Annotated in this window: 8 protein-coding genes, 2 tRNA genes and 3 rRNA genes; 3 read left to right on the forward strand and 10 right to left on the reverse strand. The window is 45.5% G+C overall.

Annotated features, from left to right (window positions below):
• Positions 1-208 precede the first annotated feature (208 nt).
• Positions 209-694 carry a YgjP-like metallopeptidase domain-containing protein gene (locus tag ELR70_RS16970; protein ID WP_128064645.1) on the reverse strand — a complete coding sequence of 162 codons (486 nt, stop codon included), beginning with the start codon at positions 692-694 and terminating at the stop codon, positions 209-211.
• A gap of 72 nt (positions 695-766) precedes the next feature.
• Here ELR70_RS16970 and ELR70_RS16975 point away from each other — a divergent pair, with 72 nt between their 5' ends.
• Positions 767-1,747: an ion channel gene (locus tag ELR70_RS16975; RefSeq protein ID WP_054016752.1), complete on the forward strand. Its 981-nt coding sequence runs from the start codon at positions 767-769 to the stop codon at positions 1,745-1,747.
• Here ELR70_RS16975 and ELR70_RS16980 read toward each other — a convergent pair.
• The gene (locus ELR70_RS16980) at positions 1,744-2,391 is read right to left on the reverse strand and encodes an HD domain-containing protein (RefSeq protein ID WP_054016751.1); all 648 of its coding nucleotides are present in this window, start codon (positions 2,389-2,391) and stop codon (positions 1,744-1,746) included. The genes ELR70_RS16975 and ELR70_RS16980 overlap by 4 nt on opposite strands.
• An 83-nt stretch (positions 2,392-2,474) precedes the next feature.
• Here ELR70_RS16980 and ELR70_RS16985 point away from each other — a divergent pair, with 83 nt between their 5' ends.
• The gene (locus ELR70_RS16985; RefSeq protein WP_054016750.1) at positions 2,475-3,665 is read left to right on the forward strand and encodes a class I SAM-dependent methyltransferase; all 1,191 of its coding nucleotides are present in this window, start codon (positions 2,475-2,477) and stop codon (positions 3,663-3,665) included.
• A gap of 63 nt (positions 3,666-3,728) precedes the next feature.
• Here ELR70_RS16985 and ELR70_RS16990 read toward each other — a convergent pair whose 3' ends face one another.
• Entirely contained in the window at positions 3,729-5,588 is a 1,860-nt protein-coding gene (locus ELR70_RS16990) for a S8 family peptidase (protein WP_054016749.1), read from the reverse strand.
• Positions 5,589-6,667: 1,079 nt separating this feature from the next.
• On the opposite strand from ELR70_RS16990, the gene ELR70_RS16995 reads away from it, so the two are divergent.
• The gene (locus ELR70_RS16995) at positions 6,668-7,588 is read left to right on the forward strand and encodes a S41 family peptidase (RefSeq protein WP_054016748.1); all 921 of its coding nucleotides are present in this window, start codon (positions 6,668-6,670) and stop codon (positions 7,586-7,588) included.
• Positions 7,589-8,672: 1,084 nt separating this feature from the next.
• Here the strand turns inward: ELR70_RS16995 and rrf are convergent.
• The 7 genes from rrf to ELR70_RS17030 all read right to left on the reverse strand — a co-directional run bounded on the left by rrf (position 8,673) and on the right by ELR70_RS17030 (position 15,530).
• Positions 8,673-8,787 (reverse strand): 5S ribosomal RNA (rrf, locus tag ELR70_RS17000).
• A gap of 116 nt (positions 8,788-8,903) precedes the next feature.
• A 23S ribosomal RNA gene (locus tag ELR70_RS17005) occupies positions 8,904-11,786 on the reverse strand.
• 294 nt (positions 11,787-12,080) lie between these two features.
• A tRNA-Ala gene (locus ELR70_RS17010) sits at positions 12,081-12,156 on the reverse strand.
• 114 nt (positions 12,157-12,270) lie between these two features.
• Positions 12,271-12,347: transfer RNA gene (locus ELR70_RS17015), tRNA-Ile, on the reverse strand.
• A gap of 76 nt (positions 12,348-12,423) precedes the next feature.
• Positions 12,424-13,956, reverse strand: a 16S ribosomal RNA gene (locus ELR70_RS17020).
• The 16S, 23S and 5S rRNA genes sit together here with 2 tRNA genes alongside, the layout of an rRNA operon.
• Before the next feature lie 679 nt (positions 13,957-14,635).
• Positions 14,636-14,878, reverse strand: coding sequence for a hypothetical protein (locus ELR70_RS17025; RefSeq protein WP_128064646.1), 243 nt, complete (start codon positions 14,876-14,878; stop codon positions 14,636-14,638).
• 187 nt (positions 14,879-15,065) lie between these two features.
• On the reverse strand, positions 15,066-15,530 hold the full coding sequence (locus tag ELR70_RS17030; RefSeq protein WP_054017028.1) for a nuclear transport factor 2 family protein: 465 nt from the start codon (positions 15,528-15,530) through the stop codon (positions 15,066-15,068).
• Between the last annotated feature and the right edge of the window lie 192 nt (positions 15,531-15,722).

Here is a 15,722-nt window from a genome sequence, read left to right on the forward strand (position 1 = left end):
ATAAAGTCTTCGCACTATTACTTTTCTATCTGTAACGCCACTGCGTTTTGGCTCAAATAAGCTTTTGCATTTTTGTATTCAGGATAATGATGCGCCACTATTTTCCAAAAAGCTTGATTGTGTGCCATCACATGGAAATGTGCCAATTCATGCACAATAACATAATCAATGACCCACTTAGGAGCGCCAATCAATAGACTATTGAGTGCTAGTGTACCGCTTGATGACAAACTGCCCAACGACGTTTGTATTCCCTGATCTTAAGTTCATCATACTGGCTTCCCATAAGGCTTGAATATTCTGCCAGTACCGGCATCACATAACTAAGTAACACCTGGTTTAAATATCCAAACAGCGCTTTTCGCGCCCCTTCAGAGCCGGGTTTAGCACGAGTTTGAAGACCAATGCATTTCGCATCGTGATCAATGTAAGAGCTGCTTGGTGATAACTCAAACTTATACTGCTCGCCAAATATCTGAATTTTCTTACTAATAAAAGGCGTCTGGATCCGCTGTTGTTGGACGGACATCGCCAACTTTTTATTTTCAACCCAGTGTGACTTGCTTTTTAACCAGGTATCGAGCCAGTGTTGATCGATGCCGTAAGGCGCAAATACTTTCACCCCCTCGGCTGTAACTTTAATCGCAACACTCTGTCTGCGCTTACTGATGCTTAACTGATAATCAAATGACATAGATACAATTTTTTATTAACCCTGAAAAAATACTGCTACCATTACTTATAAGAAGGATTGATCTGGCACACTATGAACAACAAACCTCTTTGCCAATATGAGTCACCCGATGGCCAAAAATGCCAAGAAATAGATATGGGTTCAGGCTATTGCTTTTGGCATGATAGCAAATTTGACAAGAGCGGTCTGGAGTTAACACAAAAGCTGGAACGATATGCTAAACGAGGTGGACTCCTTCAGGGGTTAGAGTTAAAGCGAGCAAATCTCGAAGGCCTCAACCTGGTCAAGTTTGATAACCACGAAGGCTATGACTTGTCATACAGCAACTTTTATCGTGCAAACTTACAAGGTGCTCATTTATTCAATAGTACAATCAAAAATGCTTCTTTGATGAAAGCAGACTTGCGAGACGCCAATCTGCACTGTTGCAAGCTTGAAGATACAAACCTGTTAGGCATGAAACTCGATAAGACACGCATCGATAACCTCTATCTCGGCGACAAGCTTTTGCAGGAAAAGCAAGCCAATGAAGCTCTTAGGCAGCAAGATTTGGATGAAGCAAATGACTTGTTTTTGCAGTCCGAAGAAATCTACCGATTACTGAGAAAAGGCGCTGAGCAGCAAGGTCTGTTTGAGATGGCCGGGAAATATACCTACAACGAGCTGCGCATGCGCCACGCTCAGTATCCCAAGTTTTCCAAACGCCGTTTGGTATCCTCTTTTGTTGATATGTTGTGTGGCTATGGCGAAAAACCCGAAAATGTCATCCGTTTCAGTTTGGGTATGATCATCGCCTGCGCAATCTGTTATTTCTTGTTCGGTATCAATTACAATGATGGGCTTATTCAATTTTCCAGCCAAGCCACCTGGTCGGAAAACCTTAGCACATTGCTTAATTGTATTTATTTTAGTGTGGTCACCTTTACAACACTAGGATATGGCGACATAACGCCTACCGGCATCACACGATTAATCGCAACAGTTGAGGCATTTACCGGCAGCTTTTCGCTGGCCTTGTTCGTTGTCGTATTTGTAAAGCGCATGACCCGCTAATCAGAGGTACCAATCTCTCTCCCCAACTCTTGCAAAAATCCGCGCATAAATTCTGTGCGTCTCTGCGCTTCTTGTTTTGCTGACTGGGTATGCATTTGCTCTGCAATATTTAGCAACTTAATGTAAAAATGATCTAAAGTATATTTCTTATCATCCGGATCGCGCTCCTGACAGAAAGGGTCACCGATATGATACATATGCCTTGCTATCGCTCCGCCAACCTTCATACAGCGACTAACCCCTATTGCCCCTAACGCGTCCATACGATCAGCATCCTGAACAACCTTAGCTTCCAAAGTATCTGGGGTCACATTGGCACTAAAGCTGTGTGCAACAATTGCATGGTGTACTAAGGGTAACTTGTCATTTGGATAGTCTAGCGTTGATAAAAAGGCAACAGCCCTGTCAGCAGCCAGTTTTGAAGCAATTGGCCTATCCGGATGGTTTTTAGCCACTGCCACACAGTCGTGCAGCCAGGCTGCTGGCAAGACGACTTCGAGGTCAGCACCTTCTACCTCACACAGTTGCTTAGCGGTTTTGACTACCCGCAATATGTGCGATAAATCGTGAGCAGTATCGGCAAACTCAGTTGTTAGCATAAAATCTCTACATGCTGCCTCAAATTCCATCGTATTTAATGTCATTTATCCCTTAACCTCGTGGTTCTGATTGTATGTTGTTATTGGCTTCACTAAAATGTCACCATAATCTACTGTAAGGAATTTATATGTCTTGCGCGCTGTATTTACAACCTGGCCGTGAAAAATCTTTAAAAAGAAAGCACCCTTGGATCTTTTCTAAGGCGATTAAAAAAGTCAAAGGTAAGCCTGCACTTGGCGATACAGTGATTATTTATAGTCACGACGGTCAATACCTGGCCACAGCCGCATATAGTCCAGACTCTCAGATCCGAGCGCGGATCTGGAGCTTTGATCAGTCTGAACAAATCGATCAGTCATTTTTTGAACGACGACTAGCGCGAGCACTCGCAGCACGTGAACAGGTCATTGAAGAAGGACAGTTAACCGGCTTCAGGCTATGTGCTGCCGAGTCAGATGGTTTGCCCGGCATAACGATTGATAAGTTTGACAACTATTTGGTTTGTCAGCTGTTAAGTGCCGGTGCAGAGCGCCACAAAGGCGAAATCGTGCAAGCACTCAGAACTCTTTTTCCCGAATGTCATATCTATGAGCGATCCGATGTAGATGTACGAAAAAAGGAAGGACTTGAGAAAACCACCGGTGTACTGTGGGGAGACGAACCTGAAGCGCCAGTTGTGATCATGGAAAACGGCTTGAAAATTGAAGTCGATATTAAATCTGGTCACAAAACCGGCTTCTACCTGGACCAAAGAGACAGCCGTGCGGCACTCGAGCGTTTCTCAAAAGGTAAGTCAGTGCTTAACTGCTTTTGCTATACAGGCACGTTCGGTCTGTATGCGCTCCGTGGTGAGTGTGAAGAAGTAATCAATGTCGACGTCTCTCAGCCCGCGCTGGATACAGCTAAGCGTAATGTAGAACACAATGAACTAGATTTGTCGCGGGCTCAGTTTGTAAAGCAGGATGTGTTCAAGTTGCTAAGGCAGTACCGCGAGGAAGGCCGTCAGTTTGACACCATTGTCATGGATCCGCCTAAATTTGCCGAGAGTAAAGCACAGCTTAATGGTGCCTGCCGTGGCTATAAAGACATTAATATGCTGGCTATGCAATTACTTAAGCCAGGTGGTACTTTGCTAACCTTCTCTTGTTCGGGTCTGATGGAACAGAACTTGTTCCAAAAAGTAGTGGCAGATGCAGCTTTGGACGCAGGTAAAGACTTGTTAATTATGGAGCGCCTTAATCAGGCAGCAGATCACCCTATTGCAGGCTGTTACCCTGAGGGGTTTTACCTGAAAGGCCTGATCTGTAAAGTGTATTAATCGAGCTCAATGAAGTAGAAAGGCCGGTTTAGACCGGCCTTTCTCATATTTCTAAGTATTAAGTTAGAAACTGCCTTGCAGCGTAAGGCCTGAATAGCTGCTGTAGCCTCGAACCATGATGTGGTATGTACCACCATCCGTACCTGAACTCAGAGTACAAGTTTCATTGTTGCCAGAACGGTATGGACGACAATCATAGTTGTTTGTCGTGGGCTGAGTCCCTTTACGTACATACAGGTCAGCATCACCTGAGCCACCAGAGATGCTCACATTCAACGTAACATTTGCTGGCACTTCGATTGTGTAACGTGTGTCTGTATTTGTCCCGCCAGACAACCCTGTTACTGGCACGCCATTTTCTAGGCAGTTAGCGCCACAACCTGACGAATCTCCAAATGTACCAGTCAACGTCGCACCGGCATATTGGCTATAACCATGTAGCATGACATACCAGTCACCTGCAGCTGGGTTCGAGAATTCACAAGATTCGTTGTTGCCATTTTTATACGGGCGACATGCATAGCTGCTCTGCGTAGGCTGAGAGCCTTGCTGAACATAAAGGTCAGCATCGCCTGAACCGCCAGCAAGCGTGAATGAAACTGACGCAGCTCCAGCAGGAACAGACAGCTTATAGTAAGTCTCAGAGCCTGCTGCACCAGATGCATCAACACCGACACCAGAAACTAGCTCAGTTGGGCCTGGGGGTGGTGGTGGAGGCGGCGCATCACCTTCAAGAGTATAAAGCAGTTCATTCGGTGAACTTGCTTTGGCATCGGATACCGCACCTTTAGTACTTCTACTACTGAGCAATGAATCTATCTGCGCTGGAGTAAGCGTTGGGTCCTGGTCTAGATACAATGCTACTGCACCAGCAACATGAGGTGCAGCCATCGAGGTACCACTGATTGTGTTGGTTGCACTGTCGGAATTATACCATGCAGACTTGATGCTAGAGCCTGGCGCATAGATATCAAGACAAGACCCATAGTTTGAGAAGCTTGAACGGCCATCGCTGCTAGTTGTCGAGCCAACAGTTATCGCGTCGGCAGCTCGAGCTGGAGAGTAGTTACAAGCATCGCTATTATCATTACCTGCAGCTACAACGAAGGTAACACCAGAAGCAACGGCCGCATTAACGGCATCATCAACTGCCTGAGATACACCACCACCTAAGCTCATGTTCGCAACAGATGGACCTGAAGCGTTGTTTTTAACCCAATCAATACCTGAAATCACACCAGAATATGAACCAGAGCCATTACAGCCTAATACACGAACACCGACGACATTGACATTTTTCGCAACGCCATACTGTGAACCGCCGATGGTACCAGCAACGTGTGTACCATGACCGTTACAGTCAGAAGAGTCTGCATCATTATCTACAAAGTCATAACCGTGGCTTGCGCGGTTACCGAATTCACTATGCGAAATACGAACACCAGTATCAATAACATAAGCCGTTACGCCTGAACCATCAAAGTCATAGTGATAGTTTGAATTCAGAGGCAATGCGCGCTGATCCACACGGTCAAGGCCCCAAATCGCGTTGCTCTGATCGCCTGACGCTTGGGGTGTCACTGTGACTATTTGATCTTGCTCAATATAAGCAATGTTAGGGTCTTTCAGCATTGCTTTTACATCACCTTCAGACGCGTTTACCACAACACCGTTAAGCACACCATTGAAGCTTTTAGCAACGTTTACATTATAAGCATTGCTTAATGCCTGTGCCTGCGTTGTAGCATAGTCTGAGATAGCCATTGCACTTTGTGTATTAAGTACAGTTGGCGTTTTAAACACGACGATATATTTGCCTGGAATGGCCTTACTCTGGTCTGCAGTCAGTAACTCAGCCTGAGCCATCGACTGTCCAGAAATGCCCGCCAGAATGGCAAAAGCGAGTGTGTTTAGTTTACGCATACTTGTTCCTTTTTTGTTGTTTGGTTAATTTCCAATCAAAATGTAGCTCAATTGCAGAGAAAATAAACAACAAAATGGAACATTTATTTAACTATCTTTACATTTTTTGTAAGCTTTATTTTACATGTATTTTTTTCAATTTCACCCCTTCATCGTAAGGCTTTGATTATTATATATTAAGCGAAATCCAAGTCTAATAGCCTTGATAGAATGAAAGAAATTTCATCTCAAAGTTTTTATTTTATGCTAAATGAGAATTGATCATCCACTCCCGATTACCAGCTCTCAATTGAACATTACACCTTTGGACAAATTTCTATTTTCTCGATCTGTCATTTTTTATCATAAGGAGTTTGTGATGCGCTCATAGCGTAATTTTCAATTTACTCAAACGCATAAGTAACAACTCGGTTAACCATATCACTTGCGAAACGCCCCTTCAGAAATGACTTATCCGTAATATCCAAATGAGGTACGATGTTATAGAGTTATAGCTTATGCGACTTCAGCAGAGCTGGTTTTGAGTACATAGTCACACACCGAAATCAGCCTTATTTTAAAACTCCCGTACTTTGAACTTTATTCGTCTTGACACTTTTAATTAAAGGATTTAAATGAACAAACCTTATCAAGCTGTTATTGCTTATTTATTTTGCCTATTTGTTTACGCAAAGAGCGCCTCCCCTGCTACTGACATAACGTATTGGGAGTCAGAGGGGTACGGTTACGTCATTAAAAAGTCTCTTACAGAGTTGACATTCTAGGACGTTACAAGATCTCACTGCCTTTATAACCAAGAAGAGTCTGGGGACTATGAGCCTGCCAATTTAATCCAAGTAGCACAGGGGGCTGAACTTCACTGGGAAACGTTGCATCCAGTCAACCTTAGACCTTTAGACAACTTACCAAATATTTGCCTTAGCAATGGCATGACAACAAATGTACTCGATAATTTCGATGTGTTTTGGCATACATTTGCCGAACACTTTGCGTTTAGCCAGGAAACACAGTGGGATTGAAAAACACAATACTCTGAATGGCGTAATAAGCTTGAAAAGAACAGTAGTAGTGAAGACCTATTGCCTGTACTAACCGATTTAATCGCCACACTACAAGATGGGCATGCCTATATCGCAAATGATGACGGTGAGATTCTGGCCGCGTACGGACATAAATGGAATACATTCAGAACCGAACGCATAGAAATACCATACAAAACATACTTAGCATCTACCGCACTTCCAAAGATTGAAAGCCCTAAGTCCTTTCACCAATATCTAACCCATTTACACCGAAGGGTCATCGAGCAACAGTTTCTCGATGCTTCAAAACAAATGCATGACGCTTTTTTAAGCGCCCCACTATCTAACAACATCCAATATCTCAGCATAGATCATCTCAGTGAATTTTCAGATGGGAACACGTTAGAAGATGACTTAGGTGTAGTCGATGAAGTAATGGCGGCTTTTCTACCACGGCTAAGGCAAGCTGATGGGCTCATAATAGACCTTCGATGGAATGCAGGAGGCAAAGACCAGCTAGGCTTACACTTGCTCTCCCACTTAATTAATCAGCCTTTATCGATAGGCTCCAAACGAACAAAGACCTATTCTGGCTTTTTGCCTGAGAACACAATTACAGTAAAACCAAGTCACGAACAGCCGTACTTAGGACCTATTGTCGTATTAACCAGTCCGCTGACCATCAGTGCGGCAGAAGTATTTGTTCTCGGACTAAAAGCACGTGACCATGTAAAGTTATTCGGTGAGTCTACAAATGGTTCATTTAGCGATACACTTGTTAAACAACTCCCAAATGGCTGGATTTTCGCGCTCTCAAATGAACAATACCTAGACTCGAGTGGTGTTCATTATGAAAGCCGCGGGATTCCTGCAGATAAGGAATTTAGATATCTAATTTGGGAAGACATTAGGCAGGGCCAAGATCCAGCTCTTTCAGCGGCCCTGGAGTATTTGTCCGGCGTCAAAAACCAGTTGTAAGACACATCTTGGAGTGTCGTCAGTATATTGGAAACGTAGAGACCATCAGTGCGATAGTGGCTACAACGCTCACTTGAAGCCATTTATTCTTTTGTGTGGTTTGACGCGAACCACTAAATAGTCAAAGAAGGTGGACGCTATATCGGCACAGTCGTTTATACCAATTTCACTTTACCTAAGGTAAAAGTTCGCAAGTTTTTGCCTCGCCTATATGGACATAGGTCCCCAGCGATAGCTGGACGCGTGAGCGGTGTTATCGACGATATTTTCGCCTCAAAATAGAACACTTAATTAAGCAAAATTGTATTAAGTGTAAAGTACAATGACAGCGGGCAACGCGAGTACATTTACTTTGCGCAATGAACGCGAGGGTGACGAGGAACCGAAGCAACGCTTCGCAGTTCGAGGAAATGAGCGCAAGGACCCACATGGATGATAGGAAGTAGAATAATGCAGGAGCAATTATCGAGATGCGCAAAGGGGAGATACTACATGGAAGTACTTTACTCAAAACGCAAAAAAGCCTAACTCGTTCGATTCGAGCTTTTATTGTTTGGAGCCTAGTAATGATTGTCGGATCTCAGTGCAGCTCATGCTCACGGTGTGGCCTGTTAGAAGATCCCGCATCAAGTGCGGGATGACGGTAGTGTGGGCTGTAAGAATCGCAATATAAGCGACTTCTTCAAAAAGCACTCGGTCTATAAAGAATCTGAACAAACAGTACTTTTAACCCATTCCAGCAGCGACTCAATATTGGTCCAGTTCTGCTCCGCCCTCAACAACTCCGTTGTCATCCCGCACTCGATGCGGGATCTGTTCAAACCTTTCTCTCGGTGCTGAGTACGTTTGTTCCGACGCATTTGTCATACGTACGGCGTGGTCTGTTGATAGAGCCCGCATCAAGTGCGGGATGGCGGTAGTGTAGACCTGCTTGAATAGAGAAATGCCAGCGTTCTCAACTTAAATATTTTTAAGTCCAAACGCAAAAACGCCCGACTCTTTCGAATCGGGCTTTGATGTACAAGGAGGTACGAATGTCGATGATATTCATGGATGAATGTCTTTCGTCGACCTCTAATTAGGAGCTTGGCAATGTCCTACTTTCACATGGGAAACCCCACACTATCATCGGCGCTATTTCGTTTCACTACTGAGTTCGGCATGGAGTCAGGTGGTTCCAAAACGCTATGGTTACCAAGCATAAACTGTTGCGCAAGACGTCTCTCAACATCTCACTAAAATCTGGAAAAGCGTATTAAATTCTTCGTCTACTTTATTTCTTAACTTCTAACAAACAAAACCACTTTGGCGTTGTATGGTTAAGCCTCACGGGTAATTAGTACGAGTTAGCTCAATGGCTCACACCACTTCCACATCTCGCCTATCAACGTTGTAGTCTTCAACGGCCCTTTAGTTAACTCTAAGTTAAAGTGAGAACTCATCTCGAGGCTCGCTTCCCGCTTAGATGCTTTCAGCGGTTATCGATTCCGAACGTAGCTACCGGGCAATGCCATTGGCATGACAACCCGAACACCAGCGGTTCGTCCACTCCGGTCCTCTCGTACTAGGAGCAGCCCCTCTCAATTCTCAAACGCCCACGGCAGATAGGGACCGAACTGTCTCACGACGTTCTAAACCCAGCTCGCGTACCACTTTAAATGGCGAACAGCCATACCCTTGGGACCGACTTCAGCCCCAGGATGTGATGAGCCGACATCGAGGTGCCAAACACCGCCGTCGATATGAACTCTTGGGCGGTATCAGCCTGTTATCCCCGGAGTACCTTTTATCCGTTGAGCGATGGCCCTTCCATTCAGAACCACCGGATCACTATGACCTACTTTCGTACCTGCTCGACGTGTCTGTCTCGCAGTTAAGCTGGCTTCTACCATTACACTAACCGTACGATGTCCGACCGTACTTAGCCAACCTTCGTGCTCCTCCGTTACTCTTTGGGAGGAGACCGCCCCAGTCAAACTACCCACCAGGCACTGTCCTCAACCCCGATTAGGGGCCTAAGTTAGAACATCAACACTACAAGGGTGGTATTTCAAGGTCGGCTCCACAGAAACTAGCGTTCCTGCTTCAAAGCCTCCCACCTATCCTACACATGTAGGGTCAATGTTCAGTGCCAAGCTGTAGTAAAGGTTCACGGGGTCTTTCCGTCTAGCCGCGGGTACACAGCATCTTCACTGCGATTTCAATTTCACTGAGTCTCGGGTGGAGACAGCGTGGCCATGGTTACACCATTCGTGCAGGTCGGAACTTACCCGACAAGGAATTTCGCTACCTTAGGACCGTTATAGTTACGGCCGCCGTTTACCGGGGCTTCGATCAAGAGCTTCGCCTAAGCTAACCCCATCAATTAACCTTCCGGCACCGGGCAGGTGTCACACCGTATACGTCATCTTACGATTTTGCACAGTGCTGTGTTTTTAATAAACAGTCCCAGCCACCTGGTCACTGCGGCTCTCGTCTGCTTACGGAGCAAGTCCTTCACAAACAAGAGCGTACCTTCTCCCGAAGTTACGGTACAATTTTGCCTAGTTCCTTCACCCGAGTTCTCTCAAGCGCCTTAGTATTCTCTACCTGACCACCTGTGTCGGTTTAGGGTACGATTCGATATAAACTGAAGCTTAGAGGCTTTTCCTGGAAGTAGGGCATCAACAACTTCACCACCGTAGTGGCTCGTCTCGACTCTCAGCCTTAGCGACCCGGATTTTCCTAAGTCACCAGCCTACAGCCTTTCACATGGACAACCAACGCCATGCTTGCCTAGCCTGCTCCGTCCCCCCATCGCATTTATACCAAGTACGGGAATATTAACCCGTTTCCCATCGACTACGCTCTTCAGCCTCGCCTTAGGGGTCGACTCACCCTACCCTGATTAACATGGGATAGGAACCCTTGGTCTTCCGGCGTGCGGGTTTTTCACCCGCATTATCGTTACTCATGTCAGCATTCGCACTTCTGATACGTCCAGCAAACCTTACAGTTCACCTTCAGCCGCTTACAGAACGCTCCCCTACCCCGCGAACATAAGTTCGCAGCCGTAGCTTCGGTGGTATGTTTAGCCCCGTTACATCTTCCGCGCAGGCCGACTCGACTAGTGAGCTATTACGCTTTCTTTAAAGGATGGCTGCTTCTAAGCCAACCTCCTAGCTGTTTTAGCCTTCCCACATCGTTTCCCACTTAACATACACTTTGGGACCTTAGCTGACGGTCTGGGTTGTTTCCCTCTCCACGATGGACGTTAGCACCCACCGTGTGTCTCCCGGATAGTACTTTACGGTATTCGGAGTTTGCAAAGGGTTGGTAAGTCGGGATGACCCCCTAGCCTTAACAGTGCTCTACCCCCGTAAGTATTCGTCCGAGGCTCTACCTAAATAGATTTCGGGGAGAACCAGCTATCTCCCGGTTTGATTAGCCTTTCACTCCTAGCCACAGGTCATCCCCTAACTTTTCAACGTTAGTGGGTTCGGTCCTCCAGTCAGTGTTACCTGACCTTCAACCTGCCCATGGCTAGATCACCGGGTTTCGGGTCTATACCCTGCAACTTAAGCGCCCAGTTAAGACTCGCTTTCGCTACGGCTCCCCTAAATGGTTAACCTCGCTACAGAATATAAGTCGCTGACCCATTATACAAAAGGTACGCAGTCACATAACAAGTATGCTCCTACTGCTTGTACGTACACGGTTTCAGGTTCTATTTCACTCCCCTCACAGGGGTTCTTTTCGCCTTTCCCTCACGGTACTGGTTCACTATCGGTCAGTTGGGAGTATTTAGCCTTGGAGGATGGTCCCCCCATATTCAGTCAAAGTTTCACGTGCTCCGACCTACTCGATTTCACTTTAAATAAGTTGTCGTGTACGGGACTGTCACCCTGTATCGTCATACTTTCCAGAATGTTCCACTAACTACATTAAAGCTTAAGGGCTAATCCGATTTCGCTCGCCGCTACTTTCGGAATCTCGGTTGATTTCTTTTCCTACGGGTACTTAGATGTTTCAGTTCTCCGCGTTCGCTTCGTTAACCTATGTATTCAGTTAACGATGACCCAAAGGGCCGGGTTTCCCCATTCGGAAATCCTAGTCTCAAGCGCCTCTTACTGGCTTGACTAGGCTTATCGCAAGTTAGTACGTCCTTCATCGCCTCCAACTGCCAAGGCATCCACCGTGTACGCTTAGTCACTTAACCATACAACCCGAAGTGGTTTATTACTTTGAGGTGTATGTGTCAAAGACAGTTTTAACTTCGCCAGAAGTTAAGTAATACTAAAGTAGACGCTAATTAATCAAAGAATGATTAATCGGCATTTTTCTTTCGAAAACTCTATAGAACAACAATTTTCATTGTCATTCCGAGAATTTAATATCAGCTTTCCAAATTTTTAAAGAGCAAGAGAATTACTTCTCAGAGTTAAAAACTCTCAGTTTCTTATCTAAAGTCACTGTCTTAAGAGTGTTTATCTATGAGGAGTAGGTAGTAAAGTGGTGGAGCTAAGCAGGATCGAACTGCTGACCTCCTGCGTGCAAGGCAGGCGCTCTCCCAGCTGAGCTATAGCCCCACATTACTAGGATAACATTGTTCTGAACCAAGCTTCTTTTCGAGGCCAGGCATTAAGTGAGGACGTTTAGTGTTTTCTAAACGACGAGCTTAATAACGCAGCATCGGGAAGAAGTGGTGGGTCTGAGTAGACTTGAACTACCGACCTCACGCTTATCAGGCGTGCGCTCTAACCAGCTGAGCTACAGACCCAAACAATGTTTTTGTTCTCTAATTCTAATCAACAATCATCTGTGTGGACACTTCGAACAAATCAGTTCTAAGTCGATAAGGAGGTGATCCAGCCCCAGGTTCCCCTAGGGCTACCTTGTTACGACTTCACCCCAGTCATGAATCACTCCGTGGTGAACGCCCTCCCGAAGGTTAAGCTATCCACTTCTGGAGCAACCCACTCCCATGGTGTGACGGGCGGTGTGTACAAGGCCCGGGAACGTATTCACCGCGGCATTCTGATCCGCGATTACTAGCGATTCCGACTTCATGGAGTCGAGTTGCAGACTCCAATCCGGACTACGACATACTTTAAGTGATTCGCTTACTATCGCTAGTTCGCAGCACTCTGTATATGCCATTGTAGCACGTGTGTAGCCCTACACGTAAGGGCCATGATGACTTGACGTCGTCCCCACCTTCCTCCGGTTTATCACCGGCAGTCTCCTTAGAGTTCCCGACCGAATCGCTGGCAACTAAGGATAAGGGTTGCGCTCGTTGCGGGACTTAACCCAACATCTCACAACACGAGCTGACGACAGCCATGCAGCACCTGTATCAGAGTTCCCGAAGGCACCAAACCATCTCTGGCAAGTTCTCTGTATGTCAAGTGTAGGTAAGGTTCTTCGCGTTGCATCGAATTAAACCACATGCTCCACCGCTTGTGCGGGCCCCCGTCAATTCATTTGAGTTTTAACCTTGCGGCCGTACTCCCCAGGCGGTCTACTTAATGCGTTAGCTTTGGAAAAGTTGTCCGAAGACCCCAGCTCCTAGTAGACATCGTTTACGGCGTGGACTACCAGGGTATCTAATCCTGTTTGCTCCCCACGCTTTCGTACATGAGCGTCAGTGTTGACCCAGGTGGCTGCCTTCGCCATAGGTATTCCTTCAGATCTCTACGCATTTCACCGCTACACCTGAAATTCTACCACCCTCTATCACACTCTAGTTGACCAGTTCGAAATGCAGTTCCCAGGTTAAGCCCGGGGCTTTCACATCTCGCTTAATCAACCGCCTGCGTACGCTTTACGCCCAGTAATTCCGATTAACGCTCGCACCCTCCGTATTACCGCGGCTGCTGGCACGGAGTTAGCCGGTGCTTCTTCTGTCAGTAACGTCACAGCTAGCAGGTATTAACTACTAACCTTTCCTCCTGACTGAAAGTGCTTTACAACCCGAAGGCCTTCTTCACACACGCGGCATGGCTGCATCAGGCTTGCGCCCATTGTGCAATATTCCCCACTGCTGCCTCCCGTAGGAGTCTGGACCGTGTCTCAGTTCCAGTGTGGCTGATCATCCTCTCAAACCAGCTAGGGATCGTCGCCTTGGTGAGCCGTTACCTCACCAACTAGCTAATCCCACTTGGGCCAATCTAAAGGCGAGAGCCGAAGCCCCCTTTGGTCCGTAGACATTATGCGGTATTAGCCATCGTTTCCAATGGTTGTCCCCCACCTAAAGGCATGTTCCCAAGCATTACTCACCCGTCCGCCGCTCGTCATCTTCTAGCAAGCTAGAAATGTTACCGCTCGACTTGCATGTGTTAGGCCTGCCGCCAGCGTTCAATCTGAGCCATGATCAAACTCTTCAATTAAAAGTTTTTTGAAACCGAAGTTTCGTGCTCATTGAATTCTGATTTTGATACCTGTCGGTATCGAATTGACTGCGCTGAATAAACTATGTTTATTCCGTTGGTCACTCAGTTCAATTGAGACTCTAAATTTGTTTGCGTCATCTAGCGAACTAGAATCTGCTGTTAGGACTCAATCTGCACGAGTGCCCACACAGATGATTGCTTCATATTTTTAAAGAACATAATCCGGTTACCCGGTGCGACTTAATGTCGCCGCGCTGTTAGCGCTGAGGGTCGTGAATTCTAATCACTTCCCACTTTATGTCAACACTTAATTTTGAAATTTTCAGAATCAAGTTTTATTTGACTTCCAACTCGTTGGCTCGTTGCTTTTCAGCGTTGCCCCCGTGTCGGTGGATGCGCATTATAGGGAAATCAAAACTCAGCGCAACCCCTTTTTTTAAAGAAAAATACTCAAACCGACTCATTCGAACAAATAACACACAAAAAGTCCAAATACTTTTAGTTTGAGGCTAAATTTCATCCAAATAAAAAAGGTTTCCAGCTGTACTTGGAAACCTTTTTTATTATGCTCATTTTATTTCAGCCTGGAAGTAATAGCCTGTGTCAACTAGAGAACGCCAACTATAGACACTATAGGTAATGAGCCAAATTGCTATATTAAAGAACACCTATTTGTTTAGATACAAACTGCGTCATAAAAGTATCGCTTGTGCTTTTTTACCGAAGTACCCGACTGCTCAACTTCCATCATATTGTTGTCGTCAAGGCAAACATGGAATTCACTGTGTCCTGCAGACGCACTCAAAGGCATTACTAACTTAGGGTTGGACCAGGAATCACCAAAGCCAACTTCTAAATCTTGTAAATCCTCGAACTCGGCAGATAGCTTGTAACAAGAGCCTGGAAAAATCTGCGTCAAGGTAAGCGCTTTGATATCTCCTTTTTGACATAGAAATGCAAAAATTGGCTTGGATGTTTTGTTCTCGTATGTAACAGCAATATTTGTAATCACAGTGGCATTCTCTGACTGAATAATCTATGTGCAAACTATAGATTTCTGACAGATAAAAGCAATTACGGGCCATTACAGTCTTGCGTCTTGCATATTACCTCACGCTCTTATGCTTTTGTATCTGATGAAACTGCCACAACACATTTAGGATCCGCCATTCACCAGACGCAGTTTTATATAAATGCATATAGTCTATCCACTCGTCAGTGATCAGTTTCACTGTGGCTACCCGTTTATCGACATCTAAGATCCTTAGTTCAATTTTCGGTTGCGCTGAAAAGCGAGTACCCGAGAGGTTGTATTCCGCAGCTAGCTTAATCAAACCTTGCTTGTCCATCGCCATGACGAACTCCTTACCTTGCTGATCCTGCCAGTAAGTTCGCTTTATCAGTTCATCATCTGTCACTTTTTCCATCAATTCAGGCCGCGCTTCAATCTGCGCAATCAAATAGCTCTTTGCAGCTGTCTCTATCGCTTTCTTCTCAATGTCTGTTGTTGCATTACTGCACCCCGACACCAAAACAAAACAAGCAAGAATAAGTTGAATATATATCGCCATTATTGGCTCCTTCTCAAAACTGTTGTCATACCGGTAGCCAGATACGGCATCCGTGCTACCAAAGTTAAAGAATTAGCTCAGCCACACAACTTAAGGTTTTCTGATCCAACAGTTTGAATAATTAAAACTGTTTATTTCAAATAGGTAGATTGATTAATCCTCTCCCCACTTTTGTCAAGATTTGCTACGCTA

The sequence above is a fragment of the Pseudoalteromonas sp. R3 genome (assembly GCF_004014715.1).
Taxonomy (GTDB): Bacteria; Pseudomonadota; Gammaproteobacteria; order Enterobacterales; family Alteromonadaceae; genus Pseudoalteromonas.